This is a genomic window from Chryseolinea sp. H1M3-3 (assembly GCF_029360725.1).
Classification (GTDB): domain Bacteria; phylum Bacteroidota; class Bacteroidia; order Cytophagales; family Cyclobacteriaceae; genus Chryseolinea.
Genome location: NZ_JARKMY010000002.1, coordinates 670,495 through 688,721, shown reverse-complemented (window position 1 = coordinate 688,721; position 18,227 = coordinate 670,495). Strand labels below are relative to the sequence as shown.

Here is an 18,227-nt window from a genome sequence, read left to right as displayed (position 1 = left end):
CGAAGTATGGAGTGACTGCTCACTAGCACCACTTTCAAATCCAACGTACTCCCTACTCCAACACTTCGAATTCAACACTCCAACACTATTAACACGCAAATGAAATACCTCATTACCGGTCTTGGCAATCCTGGCGCACAGTATGAGCTTACGCGACACAATATTGGTTTTCTTGTACTTGATCAGTTGGCCGATAAACAGGGCGCATCATTTAAGGTTGACCGGCTCGCCGAGAAAGCCGAATTCAAGTATAAAGGCAGAAGCATTCATCTTATTAAGCCTAATACGTTCATGAACTTGAGTGGGAAAGCAATTGCTTACTGGCTGCAGGAATTAAAAATTGAAAAAGAAAATCTATTGGTGATTGTTGATGACATTGCATTGCCTTTCGGGAGCTTGCGCTTGAGAACCAAAGGAAGCTCTGCAGGGCACAACGGACTCAAGAATATCGAGCTGTTATTAAATGGACAAAACTATTCGCGACTTCGGTTTGGAGTGGGTGATGCATTTCATAAAGGACAACAAGTGGATTACGTGCTGAGTAACTTTACTCAAACAGAATTTGAAGCAATGCCGCCGCTCATTGAGAAGGCGAATGAAATGATTTTGTCCTTTTGTACCATCGGCGTTGAAAGGACCATGAATCTTTTCAATGATTAATTATCCTAAGTCGCTGCCCCATTCATCCTGAATTTTTTTCCGACCAAGGGCCCGCGAACTAAACCTTTTGAAAGGTCAATAAATCAGTTCCACCACCACCGCCACTTACATGTCTTAGTTCAATTTTAGTATCGTTAATCGAAACTATTTCCCAGTCTTCCGATAACTCTTCGAAATCCGGAGGAGTGGTGAATAAAATATTAAAATCTATATCTGCATAATCAATTGAATCATCCGTTCCGCTATCATCCGTCACAGACCATACGCCCGTATGCGAAACAGATGCTTTTGTTGCCGTCAGCGTGTTGCCTGACTTAAATTCAAAAGTATATCCATCAAAATTGTCGGTTTCATCTTTATCCGTATCGAAAAAATAAGTGATCCGCCATATGCCTGAAGTGGCTGTCTGTTTTACATCCTCCGCCTTGCTTTTGGTGTTATCATCATCACAGCCTCCGAAAACCAGAAGTAAAATCACAAAAACATATTTTGCATTCATCATAAAATTTAGATTTAGTAGATCAAAGGCTAGAAAATTTATGGTGTGGTTTGATTATGTCGTTTCCCCGCGAATAGTTTCTTATGATCAGATAGCAAAAAGACAGCGGCTAAAATTCCAAAAATAAACAAGCCATAATCTTCGACGACGGAAAGTCTGGTAGCAGCAGAAAAACCTACCAGCGACCATAGCAGTGGAATAATAAATACATACCACGGCACCCGTTGAACAGAGAATAACAAAATACCAAAAGTAAATATAGTGGTAGGACAAGGAACGCCAAATGTGGGTGCCTTTGGAAACAAGTGCCCCTGATAATGACCGATCATCCGGTAGATCAGGAGGCTATACAAAACCAATACAACGCCCAGAACATGCGCGGCGCGAGGCATGAATCCTAACTCAATTTGACTACGAATAACACCTACGTAAAAGAAGATCGCACCTTGCAATAGAAATATGGCACCGAAAAAATAAGCTATAGGGTTAATGGTCGCGAAATAGTTGATATGATAAATAAGTCCTGACCACGTCCAAAAAATTGTAAGAATAAAAAACACTATCTGACTTGTTCTTCGTCCTCCCTTTAATGCAAGGATTACGGCTCCTATCGCCAATGCATAAAGCACCAATTGAAAAGGCCAAATAGAAAGATTATACACCTCGAAAATGTGAAAGAATTCATCCACTGTGAACGGAATTTTCATGATGTCTGATTATGGAGGTTTACATCTTCAAGCGACACGCCCGCATTTAGTTAGAATTTAAAGTGCAATGTAAAGGTTGAGGTTAATATGGCCTTAATACTATGATGTTTGTCACCTAAGTGGGTGTTGTTTATCACTCCGAATCTTTTAGCGACCGTGCGGCCACTTATGCCTGGTGTAATCGATAAGAATCAGCGGAAACGATTGGAGGGACAAAAGACCGTGCCGCTGGCCAATCTTGTAGCAATTTTTTATGTTTTTCTCCTTGGAAGAGGTAAATAAATCTTGTTACCTTAAAAGATTAACCTAAACGCAGAGAAAATGATTAAGTATGTACACACCAACATCATCACTGATGATTGGCGGAGACTCGCTGAATTTTACGTCACCGTTTTTGAATGTCAGCCTGTTTACCCGGAACGCGACCTGCAGGGAGAATGGCTTGACCGCGCAACGTCCATCAAGGATTCTCACCTCAAAGGAATTCATTTAAGACTACCTGGATTTGACGAAACGCTCCCTACCCTTGAGATCTTTGAATACGACAGCAACGAAAACGGCTCAGTCCCTAAAACAAATCGTAAAGGCTTCGGGCATATTGCCTTCCATGTAGATGATGTTCAAAAATATCTTAACAAAGTATTACATCATGGCGGCAGCCGCGTAGGTGAAGTCGTGGAAACCGAAGTCTCTAACGTGGGCAAGCTCACTTTTGTGTATGCAAAAGATATTGACGGGAATATTGTAGAGCTTCAACATTGGAGGAAGCAGTGAGTAGCTGGAGCGTGCCCAAGAGTTGGAATAGTATCAGTAATTTTTAAAACAGATAACGTAATAGAAAGTGTGGCGTGAGTACATTACAGAAATGTTGCTCTGAGCAACGTGATAACTACATGAACTTTAGAAAAGCTACAAAGGCCGATGTACCTCATATAGTAAGGATGCTGGCAAACGATCCACTCGGTGCATTACGGGAGGATTTAAAACATTTCAGTATATATGAAAAGGCCTTCGAACTCATTAGCAAAGACGAACACCAGGAACTGATGGTAGCTGAAAGTGATGATGGAGAAGTTATAGGCACTTTTCACCTTACCTTCATCCAATACCTCACCCATCAGGGAAGTATCCGGGCGCAGATCGAATCAGTACGGGTAAGAGAGGATCATCGTGGTAAGGGTATTGGAGAAAAGATGTTTACCTGGGCGATACAACGTGCAAAGGACAAAGGGGCCAACCTAGTACAATTAACCAGCGATAAAAAAAGACCGGATGCCATCAGGTTTTACGAGCGGCTTGGATTTGTTGCTTCCCATGAAGGATTCAAGCTTTTCATTTGATTTCACACAAAATTCAGTTCCGAGTTTACAACGTTTGAGATGCCCTTCGTGTCTATATGTAACTTCTTTGTCCCGAAAACCTATTCGTTATGAAATCATCCGTTTGCCCATTATCGGCAAAGACCGACAAGGCTGTTATCATCTTCCTATTCGTAACCTTAATTACAAGCTGTGTCGATCATAATATTGAATACGATCCCTGCGTCAAGTTCGATATACACGGAACCTACGAATATCCAATTCCATTTCAGTCGGATGCATGGTTTGAGTTAAGATCTCTCGAGGAACGTGTCGACGCTTGCCAGATACCTCAGCAGGTTCTTGACACCATTACGACGGAAGCATTGTTAGAAACGTTGCTCAATTACCCACTGCTTTTTGAATACACCGCATTTGACGTTATGCAAAATGGGTTTGAAAGAATTAAAGGTGAACAAAAGGGTTTCGCTGAATTCTATAGCAGAAAGGATGCCTTTGAAATCGCTCTGGACCGATACACCAAGATGAGCGTACGTTGCGATAATTTTTATCCACCTTTCCTCAACGAAATTAAGACGCCAGCATCAATTTCATTTGCGAATTTCGAATTCGTGATGTTTCAGGATGAATTCATGAACGCATTGGACGAAAAAGAGGTACAAATGTTTTTCGAACGGATCCTTCAGAAGCTCGAATTAAAATACCAATATGGCGAGGAGTATAAAGAATATGGAGTATGGATTTCGTGCGCCATACTCGGAAAAATCATGCTTAAAAACGATTTCCAACCATTCAAAGACTTTTGCGTTAAAGAGCCCTTTATGGAATTCTTTGTTCAGCGTGTTCCCGTCTTCAGACCCGAGAACGTTGATGTCACGGGCGAAATTTTTCAGTATGCCAAACAGTATGCGAAGGTAAAGGGCTAGTGTATAAGAAGCAGGTGATAAGAAGTAAGCGCACAATAGGAAAGTAGGATATTAGCCATGGCCTGATAACGCTTCGTCTATCTGCAACATGAGAACAGTTTGTTCAGCAAGATCCAATAAATGTTCCAATTCGCTATAAGTTACATTGAAGAAAATACATAGGTCACGTGTTGGAATAAAAATATCCCGGCAATCAGGATTTTCCGAACCTTGTAGTTTACATTCAACGACAGCGTCCGCAATATATTCCGTGAAATCATTAAGTTGTTGTTTGCTCAGCAGCAATGATACATTACCGAAAATAAGATGCACCGCGTTGTGACAGCTACACTTCCGTGTGCAACCCAACTTGTTCTGATGATAAATTCTTTCTGAGCACTCCATTATACCTTGTGATTTACAACATAAAATTAGGGATGGGTGTGACCACTATCAATCGCCTTGTGGAGTGAAATGTTATACCTTCGAGAAGGTAGATAAAAGTTGGATTTGGGTCTTTGAGATGATTATCCTTTGATGGTTGGAAAACGACGGTAACGTGAACCAAGCAACAGTATCATCAAGGAAACAATTGTGTCTTCAAACACTAACAATCCGTCGCCAGTATGCGTAAAATATCGCTCACGCATCATTACCTTTTTATGACTAACACGATATACTCCGGAATTGAACTGGTATCATCTAATGCGACATTAATAAGTTACCAATCCACTCAAAATCCCTATTTCTTACTTATTTATAACCTTCCATGATGCTCACCTGTTGCATGTATAAAACCGGGCATAACGCTCCCAACTATGACACGTATCGTAATCATCAGCATGGCTGTTCTATTTTTTAGTTGTACAATGAAGGAACAGCGAGGCGATTCTAAAACCGATTTTTATACATCATCTCTTTTCCATGATGTACAGTTAAAAGCTATTTTTCCCGACTCCAAAACCTTTGCCGACTGTACACCCAAAAGGGACCTAACTGAGATTGTTGCAGATTATGATAAAATGCAAGGTACGCCCGACTTTGACCTTAACGAATTCGTTCACCTTAATTTTGATCTTCCCGTGCGGCCCAAATCAAACTATGCCACCGATACAACCCTATCGATGGAGGAACATCTTACTAGACTATGGCCCGTACTCACGCGGAAGGCAGATGAAGTCGAGCCAAGATCATCCCTTATCCCTTTGCCGTACGATTACGTTGTGCCCGGCGGCCGCTTTTCGGAAATATATTATTGGGATAGCTACTTCACCATCCTCGGATTAAAATCGCAGAAGCGTTACGACCTGATCCAGAATATGGTAAAGAACTTTGCCCACTTGATTGAAACTATCGGCTTTATTCCCAACGGTAACCGGAACTATTATTTAACACGCTCGCAACCACCGTTCTTTTCATTGATTGTAAATGAATTGCAAGACTATGATTCGCTTGCCTCCTCAAACTACCTGGAGGCTATGCTTAAAGAATATCAATTCTGGATGCGCGGTGTCGACTCTGTAAAGCAACCCGGTGATGCCGCGCAACATGTGGTCATGCTCAGCGACGGTACCATCATGAACCGTTATTATGACCAAGGTGAAAGCCCAAGGCCAGAAGCTTACAAAGAAGATTATGCACTTGCTCAAAAACACCCGGGAGCAGAAAAAAGAATTTACAAAGATTTACGATCAGCAGCCGAATCAGGATGGGATTTTAGCAGCCGTTGGTTCCGCGATGGAAAATCCCTTGAGACGATTCACACAACCGACATTGTCCCGGTGGACTTAAACTGCCTGCTCGCCCACTTGGAGAAAATGATCGCGCGCGGATATGCCATCCGTGGCAACAAGAATGCTGGCGATCCATATTTGCAACGCGCCAATGCCAGACGAAGGGCGTTGCTTACCTTCTGCTGGGACACCAATGCCAACATTTTTATGGATTACGATTTTAAAGAAAACAAGCGCACCGGAATTAAATCATTAGCAGCGGTTTATCCACTATTCTTTGAAATGGTCCAACTTGATATTGCTGAAAAAATTTCTTCCTCCCTCCAAAAAGAATTTCTGAAAGAAGGAGGACTGGTCACCACCGTTGCCGATACCGATCAACAGTGGGACGCACCCAACGGCTGGGCGCCGCTGCAATGGATGGCGTATAGGGGATTGAAAAATTATCACCAGGATAACCTTGCCAATGATATCCGGCACCGGTGGCTGCGTCAGAATGAGCGCGTTTATGAAGCGACAGGTAAAATGATGGAAAAATACAACGTAATGGATACTACTTTAATTGCCGGAGGCGGTGAATATCCGAACCAGGACGGTTTTGGCTGGACGAATGGTGTGGCGCTGGCATTCAGGAATGAGGTCGCTTTTTCACTTGAGAAACGAGGAGGGCATTAGGTGTTTGGGTGTTTAACTGTTTGGGTGTTTAGGTGTTAAGGTAAGCTCTGAAGTAAATGTGTGTGTCGTCACAATAACTGCAATGACATTTTTCTTGCCGGCCTGAAGTGTTAACGTACAAGTCTAATATCAATTCCTTTCCTCAATGTATTGTGAATTTCGGCGACCTCGTCGGTGTACTCAATCAATTCTTCAATTACTTCAGGTGGCGCGTCGGAGACAACATTCGTCTCATATTGAAAATTGAAACCCGGTTCTCCTTCCCCACCAAACTCGCCGGTGACAACAACATCTACTTCTGTGACTGAAATATTTCGCTTCTTGGCTTCGCGGTAGATATCATTGCAGAAGCAGGTAGCCAGCGCAAGCAATAATAGCTCTCCCCCATTGACAGATGAGCCATACCCTGAAGATTTAGGTGCAATCTTCACTTCCTGCGAAGCATCATTAGTTTGCACTGTTGTGACGTGTTCATTATACCTGCTGCTGACGGATGCGGATATTTTCATGTGATTGTTAAATAGAAATACCTTTTCAATATAAGAATCCTCGTCATCCATCCCAAATCTCGCTCTGAACATGGTTCAATAGAGGTAACGCAAAAGGAAATGGTAACGTATAGAATAATGGTTTTGATGTATTATTCTACAATGGAAAAAATCATTTACGCTTGGTCGAGTATAACATGCTGAGCGTAGCCGAAAATTTATCTGTGACATTGTCCATTTTTGCAATGTATTGCAGGGCCACAGGATCATTCACATCTTTTAGTCCCACCGAGCATAATCCCTTTATTGTAGCCATGGAATTTCTTATATCATTTGATGTTTTATCGATTAAGATATCACGTTCCTCACAAGCACGTTGCAGTGCATCGCGGTTGTTCTCTAATTCCTGGGTTCTTTCCCTCACCTTCATATCCAGCAGTTGATTGATTTTTTGTTTCTGTCTATTGCTTTTCACCAACATGGTTATCAAAGCAATGAATAACAATGCAACAATGCCGATGAAAACATTGATATACTTTTGACGGAGCATGACTTCCTGGTTTAAAGCGAGAACTGCATTTTGCGCTTCTATCTTAGCTTTGTTTTCTTTTTCAAGGTGTTCGGCTTCGATTTTCATGAGGTTGGTGGCCAGGTCTTCATTAAAAATGCTGTCGCGGAGGGAGATATATTTTGCTTGATAAAAGGATGTCTTTTCAATATTGTTTAATTTTCGGTAAGCCAAAATAAGTCGAAAGTACATATGACTCATTTCATAACTATACAGACTTCCGATTTTCGCTAGCATTTCGGCTTCTCTTAAATAATCTTCTGCAGACTCCAATTCATCAAGATCCGTATGGATCACAATCAGATTGATTAAAGAAATGATGTGATTCCTTTTATATTGAGAGTTCCTTGACAACTCATACGAATGCTGATACCTTGCTTTGGCAAGATTTAGATCGCCCTCTTGTAGTGAAATTAGTCCTAATGTTTGATATCCGGTAATTGGAATATTCTCTGAACAATTTATGCAATCTGAAAGAACTTTGCCGATAACTTTCTGTGCCTCCCGATAATTTTTTTGACGAACTAAACACATACTTTTATTTATCAAAGCGAGGTATAAATCATCGGCTATCCTTCCCGCATCAATTTTTAGTTTGATTGCTCTATCAAAGTAATGTATCGCATTGTCATAGTAATCCAATCCAAGATAAACCAATCCAATATTGGCTAACGCAACACTTATTTCCCATTTATCCTTGTCTTCTTCTCTTAATTCAAGTGAACGAAGGAAAAATTTCAGTGCCTCATCATATTTTGCTCCGTCTAGGTATGCAACACCCAAAGCATTTAGAATGGTCTTCATCTCCGTTCGATAAGCATGCCGGCTCGCAACTGTTAATAATTTTTTCAACAATATCTGTGCTGAATCAAGTTTGCCAATCCTCCTAAGACCTTGTGCATAGACTCTTCCCGTTTTAACAATTCTCATTGAGTCCCCAAACTCCTTCGCATCAGAAAATGCTTCTTTTGCAAAATATAAACCTCCGGCCTGATTAGAATTTAAATATTGCCGTGAAATCTCAAATAGAATATCTATTCTTTCCCCGCCACTGTGATGGGGCAGCAAAGATTTCAACGAATCAATTTTTTGTGTTTGAGAAAAGACATCGACTTGGATTGAAAATAAAACAAGGATTAGCACTACCTTAATTGAGGCATCTAACATTTTCATCGTATATAATTTTGATGGGTAGAAAAGGGCGTTTTACTATTATAAGAAAGCTTATTTATAACATCAGAAACTGCGCCGGATATAACGCCTACCTTTTCCAGGTAATGTCGCGCCTCATCGGCGTCTTGTGCTCCCAACAGGCACAATCCTTTGATCGTTGCAAGAGACCTCTTTAAATCAGAGGTTGCTCTTATCATTACAATATCTCTTTCCTCACATGCACGTTGCAATACATCGCGACTTGATTCGAGTTCTTGCGTTCGTTCTTTTACCCTCCTATCAAGCAACAGGTTGAGCCTTTGTTTTTGACGATTACTTCGGAACAAAACAACGGCTAGGGCAACCAGTAATAAGGCAACAATACCAATAAATACATTCACGTATTTCTGACGGAGGATGACTTCTTCATTGAGGACCAGGACTGCATTTTGAGCTTCGATCTTAGCCTTGTTTTCTTTTTCAAGATGTTCAGCCTGAATTTTCATAAGGTTCGTGGTTAGCTTATGATTGTAAATACTATCCTTGAGAACTACATATTTATTCTGATAGTAATACCCTTTTTTGAAATTTTGAAACTTCGCGTATAATGAATGCAACTGCTCATAAATTTGAAGGATCTCTTCGTTATATGGGGACCCAGACGAAATTAATTTTTCTGCTTCCTGCAAATATTTTTCTGCTTTACTTAGCCCATTAGTAGCCATGCAAATCTTAACTAAGTATTTTATATTTTCCAGTTTATAACGTTCGCTGCCTTTTTTATTAGATAATGAATAAGCCTTTAAAAATTGAACTTCCGCGTGCTTATAATTTTTTTTAAAATACGAAATGTAACCTAAGGTCTGATACGCGATGATCAATGTTTCGTCAATACAATTTCCACCACACGTTTTAAGCCCACGATCGACATAGTGCAATGCTTCATTAAACTTGAATTGAAGTGCATAACACTGGCTCATATTGAGTAAAAGAGCATCTAAATCAGTAGTGTCCTTAATCAGCTTCTTTAAACGCAATGACTCTTTATAGTAATAGAGGGCTCGTTCATAATCATTTAGATGGTGATAAAATAATCCGATGTTGTTTAAGGTCACCGAAACTCCAACCGAATCACCATCTTTCTTTTTTAAATCAAGACATTCAAAATTAAACTCTAAAGCCTTATCATAGCGGCCCATAAAAAAATGAATCAATCCTAACCCGTTCAATATATATTTAACTTCGTCATTGTAATTTTGCCGCTTTGCCACAGCAAGTACCTTTGTGTAAACCATCAATGCTGAATCCATTTTACCTAATCTTCGAAGACCTTGAGAATAGATCCTTCCCGTCTTGACAATTCTGAAGCTGTCGCCTAAGTCTTTTGCTTTAATGAAAGCTATCCGTCCGTAGGCCGCCCCTAACACATTATTAAAATCAAGGCATTCCCGGGAAAGTTGAAATAGTATATCAATCTGTTTACCACCGTCAGCCTCTATCTTCAATAGAGATTTTAACGAGTCAATCTTTTCGTTTTGACAATTAGCAAAGAAAGGAATCAAAACAAGCTGCATAACAAAACATCTTATTGCCCATAGTCTTGCACAATTCGATCTTCTTTCCATATTTACTGCTTTCATCGTTTAATACTTACCTTTTAAATTAGCCATTTTATATCTCCACGCAATGCCTGTCATTTTCACTTCTCGAAAAAAATTTGAACTCGAAATCTCCAAGCGAGCAGCTGAAATCTGTGACCAGATTATTCTCGAAATGGGGGCCGAGTTGCATGATGATTTAATTCAAAAGCTTTCGATCTTCAGACTCTACCTTGATCGCTTGGAACGGTCTGCACATAATCCAGCGGAAACAGAAGCGTTGCTTATCAATATGCGCACGGATTTTGAAAGCGTGATTCAATCGGTGCGGAGAATATCCCGAAAACTTCTTCCCGAACAGACCGTTAATGATTCCCTCAATACAAGTATTGATATGCTTTGTCAGTCGCTCGAAAGGCCGGGTTTTGGAAATATTTACTATGAGTGCACGGGCACAGAGCGAACTATTCCTGATCTGAATCGAATGTATCTCTATCGAATTATTCAAGAACTCATTCATAATGCGTTCAAACATTCCTCTGCCTGGCATGTATGGGTGCGACTAAAATGGAAAAATGAAAACTTGGTTATCGAAGTAGAAGATGACGGTAGCGGGTTTAACAAAATTTCAGAATTTATTGAAAGGCTAAGAAAAAAGAACAATACACTCAAGCTAAGGTCACAAGCTATTGGCGCCTCTATCCAATATCATCATGGCGAAAAGGGATTGCTGGCCAAAGTAGATTATAAATTGTGATTACAAAATTCCATTTCGGTACGCATATGCAATCAACCCTGCAGTATTTAATACACCCATTTTCTTAATGAGACGAATCCGGTAAGTCTCAGCAGTAGAATCTGACATTTTCAACAGCGAGGCAATTTCCTTTGTCGTATAGCCGCTCGCGATAGCTTTTAAAAGATCGCGTTCAGGCAAACTCAAGACAACCGGAGGAACCTGGTCCCATCGGTGAGCATTAGTTTGAATGAGGTTTAGAATTTTTGGTGAAAAATAACTCCCTTTCTCCAAAACCCCGTTGATTGTATTCAGTATCTCTTTATAGCCATCTAACTTATATACAATACCATTAACCCCGGCTTTTAATAAGTTCATCAGCAACTCCGTGCCCTCAAGACCTGTTAGCATAATTACTTTCGGTTGTTGAGATTCTTTCTTCAGAAGTGCAAGAAGACTCAGTCCATTTGTATCTGCAAGACGAAAATCCATCAATACAAAATCAATTTCATTCTTCAACTGCTCTTTGAATTCTCCTGCGTTTGAAGCTTCGCGGATTTCCTTTATGAAATTTTCTTTCTCCAACAACGATCGAAGGCCTTCTCTTATCAAGGCTTCATCTTCTACTAATAAGAAATTTAATTTTGTCATTGCGTTATACTTTTAGAAATCTTCCTTAATGAGTCATGTAAAAGTAGGCAGTAACAACATAAACCTGACAAATTGTTTGTCTGGTTTTCCTGATAAACTAATTAACGATGTTGATAGCGGATGTTTGTTCATTAGCTTTCGAAAAAAACAAAGTAATTGAATGGAAGATAACATTCGTCATATGAAGAGAGGGCTACAAAAAGCCAAACGAATGAATTTTATTTTGATGGTATGTGTCCTACTCGTCTCTTTAATACTACTCATCTATGTAACCAATTCGTGAATATACGGACACCGTTGTCGGCAACTTTGTTAAGTGTTGTTCGAGCCAACTGCAGGGCGTAAAAAAACTTTTCTTTTGTGTGCTATCCCCCCAGAAAAGTTTGCCCTGTCAGTTGGCTTTTTTTAACATAATGATATAATATTTTATCACATTCCATCGAAGTGCCCACATCTAATCACCTGTAGTGTCCTGTTTATTTACAAATCTCATTTTGTTAACTATCGATGAAAGACGAGTTGACGTCATATTTAGTTCACTCCAATATTCAGAAGCCTTAGGATGATCGATTTCCCGCTCACCTAAGGATGAAAGGCCTCTAATCGTAGCAATGGAACTTTGGATACCTTCCGACGCTTTTTTTATGAGAACATCACGTTCATGCCACGCCCGTTGCAAAGTATCTTGATTCATTTCCAGTTCTTTAGTTCTTTCTTTTACTTTTTTATCAAGAAGCGCATTCATCTTTTTTCTCTGGAGATTGTTCTTTGCGAGAAGGATTGTGAGAAGAACAAGTAGAAATGCCGCTCCGCCAAAAGAAACGTTGGCTATTTTTTGTTGATGGATTACTTCATCATTAAGAGCCAAGATTTTGTTTTGTGATTCTATACGGGCTTTGTTTTCTTTTTCAAGATGTTCTGCATGAATTCTCATTAAGTTGTTTGTCATTGCTTCGTTATAAACACTGTCTCTCAATTGGATATATCGGTTCTGATAAAATGACATTCTTTTATAATCGTTGGATTTACTATAAAGAAAAACTAATCGGGCGTAAATCTTAATAAGTTCTAGGTTGTAAGGTGACCCCTCAGAAATTGTTCTCTCAGCATCACGTAAATACCCTTCGGCTTCATTAAATCTATTTTGCTGAATGGATATTTCTGACAATAAGATAATATTATCTAATCTAAGTCTCTCATCCTTCACTTGGTTTGCAAGGGAATAGGATTCTAAAAATTGAGCCTTTGCGTCAATGTTCTTTCCTTCCTTCATCAAAACAATACCCAGGGCGTTGCAAAATAACATTTTCACTTCAGGCGGTAACTCTTGACTACGCCAACTCTTTGCCTGATTTAGATATCGTTTGGCTTCAGCAAGACTGTCTAGATGCGCATAACACAGACTTGTATTAATTAACTCCATTTCATACCCAAAATATCTGTTATTCACTACTCTTATTTTCAATGCATCCTTAAAATAGGTTGCTGCTTTGTGATATTCCTGGAGCTTATAATATACTATGCCAATGTTTCCTAATACTGTCTCTTCAGTTACGCCTTGAGCACCTAAAGGGAATTCAAGTATTTCGAAATAATACTTTAATGCTTGATCGTAAGATGCTTTTACGGTATGACAGACAGCTATGCCATTTAAAATAAACTTGATTTCCTCCACATATTTATTCCCCTTAGCTAAAGGTAAAATCCTCATTAGTAGATTTAATGAAGAATCAATTCTATTTAAATTTCTAAAAGCGTGTGCCTTGAGACGAACCATCTTCACCAGGGTCAAAGTGTCTCCGGAAGAATTAGCAGCTTTTATTCCATCATGTGTATATTTTAAGACCTTATCAAGATCACCACTATCGAAATGCTCATAGACAAGCTTCACTAAAATTTCGGACGTTTGAGGATGGGAACTATGCAACAACGCTTCTAACGAATCGATTGTGCGATTCTGCGCCAATGACTTATTCATCAGCATAAAAGTCAAAATGAAAATGCATTGCGTAATGCGCACAACTAGTGGCTTAAGATTTTTCATTTTCCTCATTTGATATGTAAATATATGCATCTCGTGTAAGGTCTTTTTGGAAATGCTCTCTGTTAGGCGAATACAAAATTGTATTGAGTATACACCCCAATTGGTCCGATGTTAAGTTCATTTTTTGAAGGTACTCCGGCGCTTTGGGATGGTCAATGTCTTTAAGCCCTGCAAAACAAAGTCCTTTCATGGTTGCCACGGAACTTCTAATGTCTGTCGCTGCCTTAGTGATCAGTGCATCCCGTTCCCGCCAGGCGCGCTGTAGTTCGTCTCTGTTAGTTTCCAATTCCCGTGTTCTTTGCCGAACTTTTTCGTCAAGCAACGAATTGATAAATTGTTTTTGCTTGTTACGTTTTGCCAGGATTAATGCAAGGATGGTCACAAGGACAGCAACAACTCCAATAAAAAAATTTACAACCTGCTGGCGAAAAATTACTTCTTCTTTAAGTGTCACTATCTTATTTTGATCCTCCATTTTACTTCTGTGTTCACGCTGAAGGTGAGCCGCTTCAGCTTTCATAAGATTATTAGTCATTTCGTCATTAAATGTGCTGTCCTCCAATGCGAGAAGTCTATCCTGATAGAAGACAATTTTTGAATAATTTTTAGACTTATGATAAAGTTCGGAGAATGTTCTATAGATACCCGCTAATTCTAACTTGTATCGGGAATCCTCGGCGATTAGAATCTCCGCCTTCTTGAGATACTTTTCTGCCATTCGTAAGTCATTCTTGTGAAGATATATTTGTGACAAAGCATCTATATTATCCAATTGATATCTGATGCTATTTCTTTTCACCGATTCTGAATATGACCGTAGAAATTCTGGCTCAGCGTTCAAAAAGTCGTTTTGGTTAAAAAACATAAAACCTAAACCATAATGGGCAGTCATTAGAAAATCAACAGACAAATCTCTACCGCTAAGTAAAAAGGCTTCATCTAAATATGCTTTTGCTTTAACGAAATTCTTGCCATTACTGTAACACAGACTCATATTTACCAAAAGAATATCCCTACCCTCGTTGTTCCCGATTTCTCTTCTTAATCCATTGGCTCTTTCATAAAAAGAAATGGCCTTTTCAAAATTTCCTAGTTTATAATATACAAACCCGATATTTTGTTGTACGATGCTGATGTCATACTTAACACCACGTTTTTCCCGTATCTCTGATGATTCCAAGAGATACCGTAAAGCCTTGTCATAATTACCTTGATAAGCATATAATAAACCAAGGCTATTTGTAATATTCATCCATTCTGTCTCATAACTATTTCTTTTGACGATGGGATAAATTTTATTGTACAACAACAGCGCTGAATCAATAAAGCCTGATCGCCTCAGTAACGACGCATGAATCGCTAAACCACGCGTAAGCTGTAAACTGTCTGATCCCTCCGTTCCCACCGAGATTAATTCATTACTAAGCTTCATCGCATTATCATAGTCATTTGCGACCAGGTACTGATATCCCAACTCCGTTAGAACCTCATAATATTCCTGGCCAATCTTCGATGGGAGCAACTTTCTAAGCGAATCAATTCCATGCGACTGGCTGACTCCCTTATGGTGGGAAAGTATCAACCCAAAAATCACAAAAGCCAAGAAATTTGTAAAACGAATGGAAGAAGTGAACCGATCGAACACAATATAATTTTTCATATTTAGCAAAATGCAACCTGACAAATTAGAATTTTTATTGTGATGAAAGATGTGCCGATATCAATAATTTTCTTTGTGTGTCGGATGATGAAGAAGCTCACTAAATGTCAACTCAGAAATGAATGCGCCAACGTTAAGAAAGTGTGCGTGAACATCTACTAAACTGTAACATCGTGTCTACTTGAACAATTGATTTTTTTAAGTATTGAGGCAAGACGAATTGACGTAATATTTAGTTCACTCCAATATTCAGAGGCTTTAGGATGATCGATTTCCCTCTCACCTAAAGATGAAAGGCCTCTAATCGTAGCAATCGAACTTTGGATACCTTCCGATGCTTTTTTTATGAGAACATCGCGTTCATCCCACGCTCGTTGCAAATTATCTTGATTCATTTCCAATTCTCGGGTTCTTTCTTTGACTTTTTTATCGAGCAGCGCATTCATTTTTCTTCGTTGGTGATTGTTTTTAGCGAGAAGGATTGTGAGAAGAACAAGCAGCACCGCGACTCCTCCAATAGAAACGTTGGCAATCTTTTGTTGATGAATTACTCCTTCATTGAGTGCTAAAATCTTGTTTTGGGATTCTATACGGGCCTTGTTTTCTTTTTCAAGATGGTCTGCATGAATTCTCATCAGATTTGTTGTTAACTGTTCGCTATAGATGCTATCCTTCAATTGTATATATTTCTGCTGGTATAAAGTCATTTTCTCTGTATTGTTAGATTTACTGTAAAGGGAAATTAACTGTGAATAAACCTTAATTAATTCACGGTTATATGGAGAACCCTCGGAAATAATATTTTCAGCATCACCTAAATAAAACTCTGCTTCATTCCAACTATTCTGACGAATGCATATTTCGGACAACAAGATAATGTTGTCCAGCTTCAAACGCTCAGAATTCGTCTCCTTCGCCAGGGAATAGGATATCAAAAAATGTTGCTTTGCCGTAAAAAGACTTTCCTCCTTCATAGAACAAACACCCATTGCATATTGATAACTCAATTCAGTCTCTTTAGAGCATAGAATTTCACAACGTTCCTCAACCTCTCTAAGATATTTTCGAGCTTCAGCGGTGTGACCTATTTGAGCATTACAGAGGCTTATATTAATTAGTAATTGTTCATAAAATGTAAATCGTTTATCTTTTTTTGTTACCCACAAAGCGTCGTCCAAATACTCCAACGCTTTGCGATATTCTTTTAACTTATAATACACGAACCCAATATTTAATAGTCGCACTTCTTCCGTGATGCCGCCCGACCCTGCGGGATATTCTAACATTTCAAAATAATATTTCAAAGCCAAATCATAATGTGCTTGAAGATTGTACGAAATACCTAATCCGTTCAGTATAAATCCTATTTCATCGAAATACCTTTTTTTCTTTGCTATCGGCAAAATGTCATGCAACAAGATCAACGAGGAGTCAATTTGATTTAGTGTTCTAAATATTCTAGCCTTTAACCGCACGGTTTTTACAAGCTTCAGAGTATCTGCAGTGGCCTGAGCGATTTGTAGTGCTTCATTCGCATAGTCGAATGCCGTCAGACTAATCCCTTCCCCGAAATACGCTATAGAAAGATCTATCAATACATCACACCGCTGACCACCAACAGAACTATCTAGCTTTAATTTTAATGAATCTATTTTATGATTTTGAGCGACGACCGAATTATTGAGAGTGAAGGATACGATGACAGCAAATAAAATAAAACGAGTAAGGAATAACGGGGTGGTTTTCATATTAATATTTCAACTTAGAATTAAAGGAGATTTTGAATTTAATTGATCAATATATTATAAAAGCAGAAGCTGTTCCAACGCCGGAATTCTCGGTGGCTAATCCACCGCCTTCTTGAGAAACCTCTCCCCATTATTAAGAGGCCAAAATCGAAAGCCAAGAAATTTGGAAAACGGAAGGAAGAAGTGAACCAATCAAACACAATATAATTTGTCATATTTAGCAAAATGCAACCTGACAAATTAGAATTTTTATTGTGATGAAAGATGTAACATCATCAAGAATTTTCTTTGTCTATCGGATTATGATGAATCTCATTAAATATCGATTCAGAATGAATGCGCCAATGTTAAGAAAGTGTGCGTGAACAGCACGAAGTAAGGCAGGTTACATGCTCAATCACCTTTTATCCTGGAGATCAATTTCTTTGGATGAAAACGACAAAATAGGGATTGATTTTTCCATTCCGTCCTTCTTAAGGAAAGACCGTGAAAGGTGCCCCAAACAAGATTGATAATTTTTCAGGCCACTTATGATCGTGAACTTGCTACCCGTCAATTATCAATGACATCAACACATCGTATAACTTTTTATTAGCAACGGCGCTGTGCTTCAGCAACAACGACCAAAGTCACTAATTACTATAGCCTCCTGAACGGCGAGTTTCTGGAAAACGGTGCAAGTGATTTGTTTATAATAATATCCAACAAGAGAATTCTTAATGCTCATCTAAAGTGATCAAGGGAATTGCGCAGTATGAAAAGCAAAAAAGATTTTATATGTGTCCGACAGATCTAGTACCCTTACTGAAGCCAGTGACTTTAAATAGCAGCAATGCGAGACACAAACCCCTATATAAAAACGTGGACATCTGCAAAGTCGACAGGTGTGTCATACAAAAATGTACATGAATGCATCTTACTTTTTACAAAAGAGTAATTAATTATTGAGCTGCGAATTTTATTATAAGAGACGTTTGAAAAACTGTCTTAAGGTCGTCTTAATAATTCAACAATCCTTCCATACCAGAAAAGTCCTTCGATTTCTCCAAAAAAATACCACTGGGTTAAAATTCCGGAAGCAAGC

Annotated in this window: 16 protein-coding genes; 6 read left to right on the top strand and 10 right to left on the bottom strand. The window is 39.1% G+C overall.

Annotation, left to right across the window (positions count from 1 at the left end):
• Positions 1 to 99: 99 nt before the first annotated feature.
• On the top strand, positions 100 to 660 hold the full coding sequence (pth, locus tag P2W71_RS10465; RefSeq protein ID WP_276370568.1) for an aminoacyl-tRNA hydrolase: 561 nt from the start codon (positions 100 to 102) through the stop codon (positions 658 to 660).
• A 58-nt stretch (positions 661 to 718) separates the two neighbouring features.
• Here the strand turns inward: pth and P2W71_RS10460 are convergent, their stop codons facing one another.
• Both P2W71_RS10460 and P2W71_RS10455 read right to left on the bottom strand, forming a co-directional pair.
• Positions 719 to 1,162 carry a hypothetical protein gene (locus P2W71_RS10460; RefSeq protein ID WP_276370566.1) on the bottom strand — a complete coding sequence of 148 codons (444 nt, stop codon included), beginning with the start codon at positions 1,160 to 1,162 and terminating at the stop codon, positions 719 to 721.
• Positions 1,163 to 1,197: 35 nt separating this feature from the next.
• The gene (locus P2W71_RS10455) at positions 1,198 to 1,866 is read right to left on the bottom strand and encodes a DUF6064 family protein (protein WP_276370563.1); all 669 of its coding nucleotides are present in this window, start codon (positions 1,864 to 1,866) and stop codon (positions 1,198 to 1,200) included.
• A 321-nt stretch (positions 1,867 to 2,187) separates the two neighbouring features.
• Here P2W71_RS10455 and P2W71_RS10450 point away from each other — a divergent pair, with 321 nt between their 5' ends.
• The 3 genes from P2W71_RS10450 to P2W71_RS10440 all read left to right on the top strand — a co-directional run bounded on the left by P2W71_RS10450 (position 2,188) and on the right by P2W71_RS10440 (position 4,111).
• The gene (locus tag P2W71_RS10450) at positions 2,188 to 2,640 is read left to right on the top strand and encodes a VOC family protein (RefSeq protein WP_276370561.1); all 453 of its coding nucleotides are present in this window, start codon (positions 2,188 to 2,190) and stop codon (positions 2,638 to 2,640) included.
• Positions 2,641 to 2,759: 119 nt separating this feature from the next.
• Complete coding sequence (locus tag P2W71_RS10445; protein WP_276370558.1) at positions 2,760 to 3,206, top strand: GNAT family N-acetyltransferase; 447 nt, start codon at positions 2,760 to 2,762, stop codon at positions 3,204 to 3,206.
• 89 nt (positions 3,207 to 3,295) lie between these two features.
• The gene (locus P2W71_RS10440) at positions 3,296 to 4,111 is read left to right on the top strand and encodes a hypothetical protein (RefSeq protein ID WP_276370556.1); all 816 of its coding nucleotides are present in this window, start codon (positions 3,296 to 3,298) and stop codon (positions 4,109 to 4,111) included.
• A 51-nt stretch (positions 4,112 to 4,162) separates the two neighbouring features.
• On the opposite strand, the gene P2W71_RS10435 is transcribed toward P2W71_RS10440, so the two are convergent.
• A complete protein-coding gene (locus P2W71_RS10435; protein WP_276370554.1) occupies positions 4,163 to 4,495 on the bottom strand; it encodes a DUF6686 family protein in 333 nt (110 codons plus the stop codon).
• Between the two features lie 413 nt (positions 4,496 to 4,908).
• Between P2W71_RS10435 and treF the strand changes: the two genes are divergently transcribed.
• On the top strand, positions 4,909 to 6,498 hold the full coding sequence (gene treF / locus P2W71_RS10430) for an alpha,alpha-trehalase TreF (protein WP_276370552.1): 1,590 nt from the start codon (positions 4,909 to 4,911) through the stop codon (positions 6,496 to 6,498).
• Positions 6,499 to 6,608: 110 nt separating this feature from the next.
• Here the strand turns inward: treF and P2W71_RS10425 are convergent, their stop codons facing one another.
• From P2W71_RS10425 to P2W71_RS10415, 3 genes are all read right to left on the bottom strand, one after another.
• Entirely contained in the window at positions 6,609 to 7,079 is a 471-nt protein-coding gene (locus tag P2W71_RS10425) for an OsmC family protein (RefSeq protein ID WP_276370550.1), read from the bottom strand.
• Between the two features lie 79 nt (positions 7,080 to 7,158).
• Positions 7,159 to 8,727 (bottom strand): tetratricopeptide repeat protein, encoded by a 1,569-nt coding sequence (locus tag P2W71_RS10420; protein ID WP_276370548.1) that lies wholly within the window; start codon positions 8,725 to 8,727, stop codon positions 7,159 to 7,161.
• Positions 8,724 to 10,280 (bottom strand): tetratricopeptide repeat protein, encoded by a 1,557-nt coding sequence (locus tag P2W71_RS10415; protein ID WP_276370545.1) that lies wholly within the window; start codon positions 10,278 to 10,280, stop codon positions 8,724 to 8,726. Before P2W71_RS10415 ends, P2W71_RS10420 begins: the two co-directional genes overlap by 4 nt.
• Before the next feature lie 112 nt (positions 10,281 to 10,392).
• On the opposite strand from P2W71_RS10415, the gene P2W71_RS10410 reads away from it, so the two are divergent.
• Positions 10,393 to 11,061: an ATP-binding protein gene (locus P2W71_RS10410; protein WP_276370543.1), complete on the top strand. Its 669-nt coding sequence runs from the start codon at positions 10,393 to 10,395 to the stop codon at positions 11,059 to 11,061.
• Here P2W71_RS10410 and P2W71_RS10405 read toward each other — a convergent pair whose 3' ends face one another.
• The 4 genes from P2W71_RS10405 to P2W71_RS10390 form a co-directional block, all read right to left on the bottom strand.
• Entirely contained in the window at positions 11,062 to 11,691 is a 630-nt protein-coding gene (locus P2W71_RS10405; protein ID WP_276370541.1) for a response regulator transcription factor, read from the bottom strand.
• A 454-nt stretch (positions 11,692 to 12,145) separates the two neighbouring features.
• On the bottom strand, positions 12,146 to 13,735 hold the full coding sequence (locus P2W71_RS10400) for a tetratricopeptide repeat protein (protein WP_276370539.1): 1,590 nt from the start codon (positions 13,733 to 13,735) through the stop codon (positions 12,146 to 12,148).
• The gene (locus P2W71_RS10395; protein WP_276370538.1) at positions 13,722 to 15,395 is read right to left on the bottom strand and encodes a tetratricopeptide repeat protein; all 1,674 of its coding nucleotides are present in this window, start codon (positions 15,393 to 15,395) and stop codon (positions 13,722 to 13,724) included. The genes P2W71_RS10400 and P2W71_RS10395 overlap by 14 nt, the downstream gene beginning before the upstream one ends.
• A 158-nt stretch (positions 15,396 to 15,553) precedes the next feature.
• Positions 15,554 to 17,143 (bottom strand): tetratricopeptide repeat protein, encoded by a 1,590-nt coding sequence (locus tag P2W71_RS10390; protein WP_276370537.1) that lies wholly within the window; start codon positions 17,141 to 17,143, stop codon positions 15,554 to 15,556.
• Positions 17,144 to 18,227: the final 1,084 nt, after the last annotated feature.

Bases quoted from the DNA above. Each gene is read 5' to 3' on its own strand.
- pth (WP_276370568.1), top strand. From the start codon at position 100: ATGAAATACCTCATTACCGGTCTTGGCAATCCTGGCGCACAGTATGAG.
- P2W71_RS10460 (WP_276370566.1), bottom strand. From the start codon at position 1,162: ATGATGAATGCAAAATATGTTTTTGTGATTTTACTTCTGGTTTTCGGA.
- P2W71_RS10455 (WP_276370563.1), bottom strand. From the start codon at position 1,866: ATGAAAATTCCGTTCACAGTGGATGAATTCTTTCACATTTTCGAGGTG.
- P2W71_RS10450 (WP_276370561.1), top strand. From the start codon at position 2,188: ATGATTAAGTATGTACACACCAACATCATCACTGATGATTGGCGGAGA.
- P2W71_RS10445 (WP_276370558.1), top strand. From the start codon at position 2,760: ATGAACTTTAGAAAAGCTACAAAGGCCGATGTACCTCATATAGTAAGG.
- P2W71_RS10440 (WP_276370556.1), top strand. From the start codon at position 3,296: ATGAAATCATCCGTTTGCCCATTATCGGCAAAGACCGACAAGGCTGTT.
- P2W71_RS10435 (WP_276370554.1), bottom strand. From the start codon at position 4,495: ATGGAGTGCTCAGAAAGAATTTATCATCAGAACAAGTTGGGTTGCACA.
- treF (WP_276370552.1), top strand. From the start codon at position 4,909: ATGACACGTATCGTAATCATCAGCATGGCTGTTCTATTTTTTAGTTGT.
- P2W71_RS10425 (WP_276370550.1), bottom strand. From the start codon at position 7,079: ATGTTCAGAGCGAGATTTGGGATGGATGACGAGGATTCTTATATTGAA.
- P2W71_RS10420 (WP_276370548.1), bottom strand. From the start codon at position 8,727: ATGAAAATGTTAGATGCCTCAATTAAGGTAGTGCTAATCCTTGTTTTA.
- P2W71_RS10415 (WP_276370545.1), bottom strand. From the start codon at position 10,280: ATGCAGCTTGTTTTGATTCCTTTCTTTGCTAATTGTCAAAACGAAAAG.
- P2W71_RS10410 (WP_276370543.1), top strand. From the start codon at position 10,393: ATGCCTGTCATTTTCACTTCTCGAAAAAAATTTGAACTCGAAATCTCC.
- P2W71_RS10405 (WP_276370541.1), bottom strand. From the start codon at position 11,691: ATGACAAAATTAAATTTCTTATTAGTAGAAGATGAAGCCTTGATAAGA.
- P2W71_RS10400 (WP_276370539.1), bottom strand. From the start codon at position 13,735: ATGAAAAATCTTAAGCCACTAGTTGTGCGCATTACGCAATGCATTTTC.
- P2W71_RS10395 (WP_276370538.1), bottom strand. From the start codon at position 15,395: ATGAAAAATTATATTGTGTTCGATCGGTTCACTTCTTCCATTCGTTTT.
- P2W71_RS10390 (WP_276370537.1), bottom strand. From the start codon at position 17,143: ATGAAAACCACCCCGTTATTCCTTACTCGTTTTATTTTATTTGCTGTC.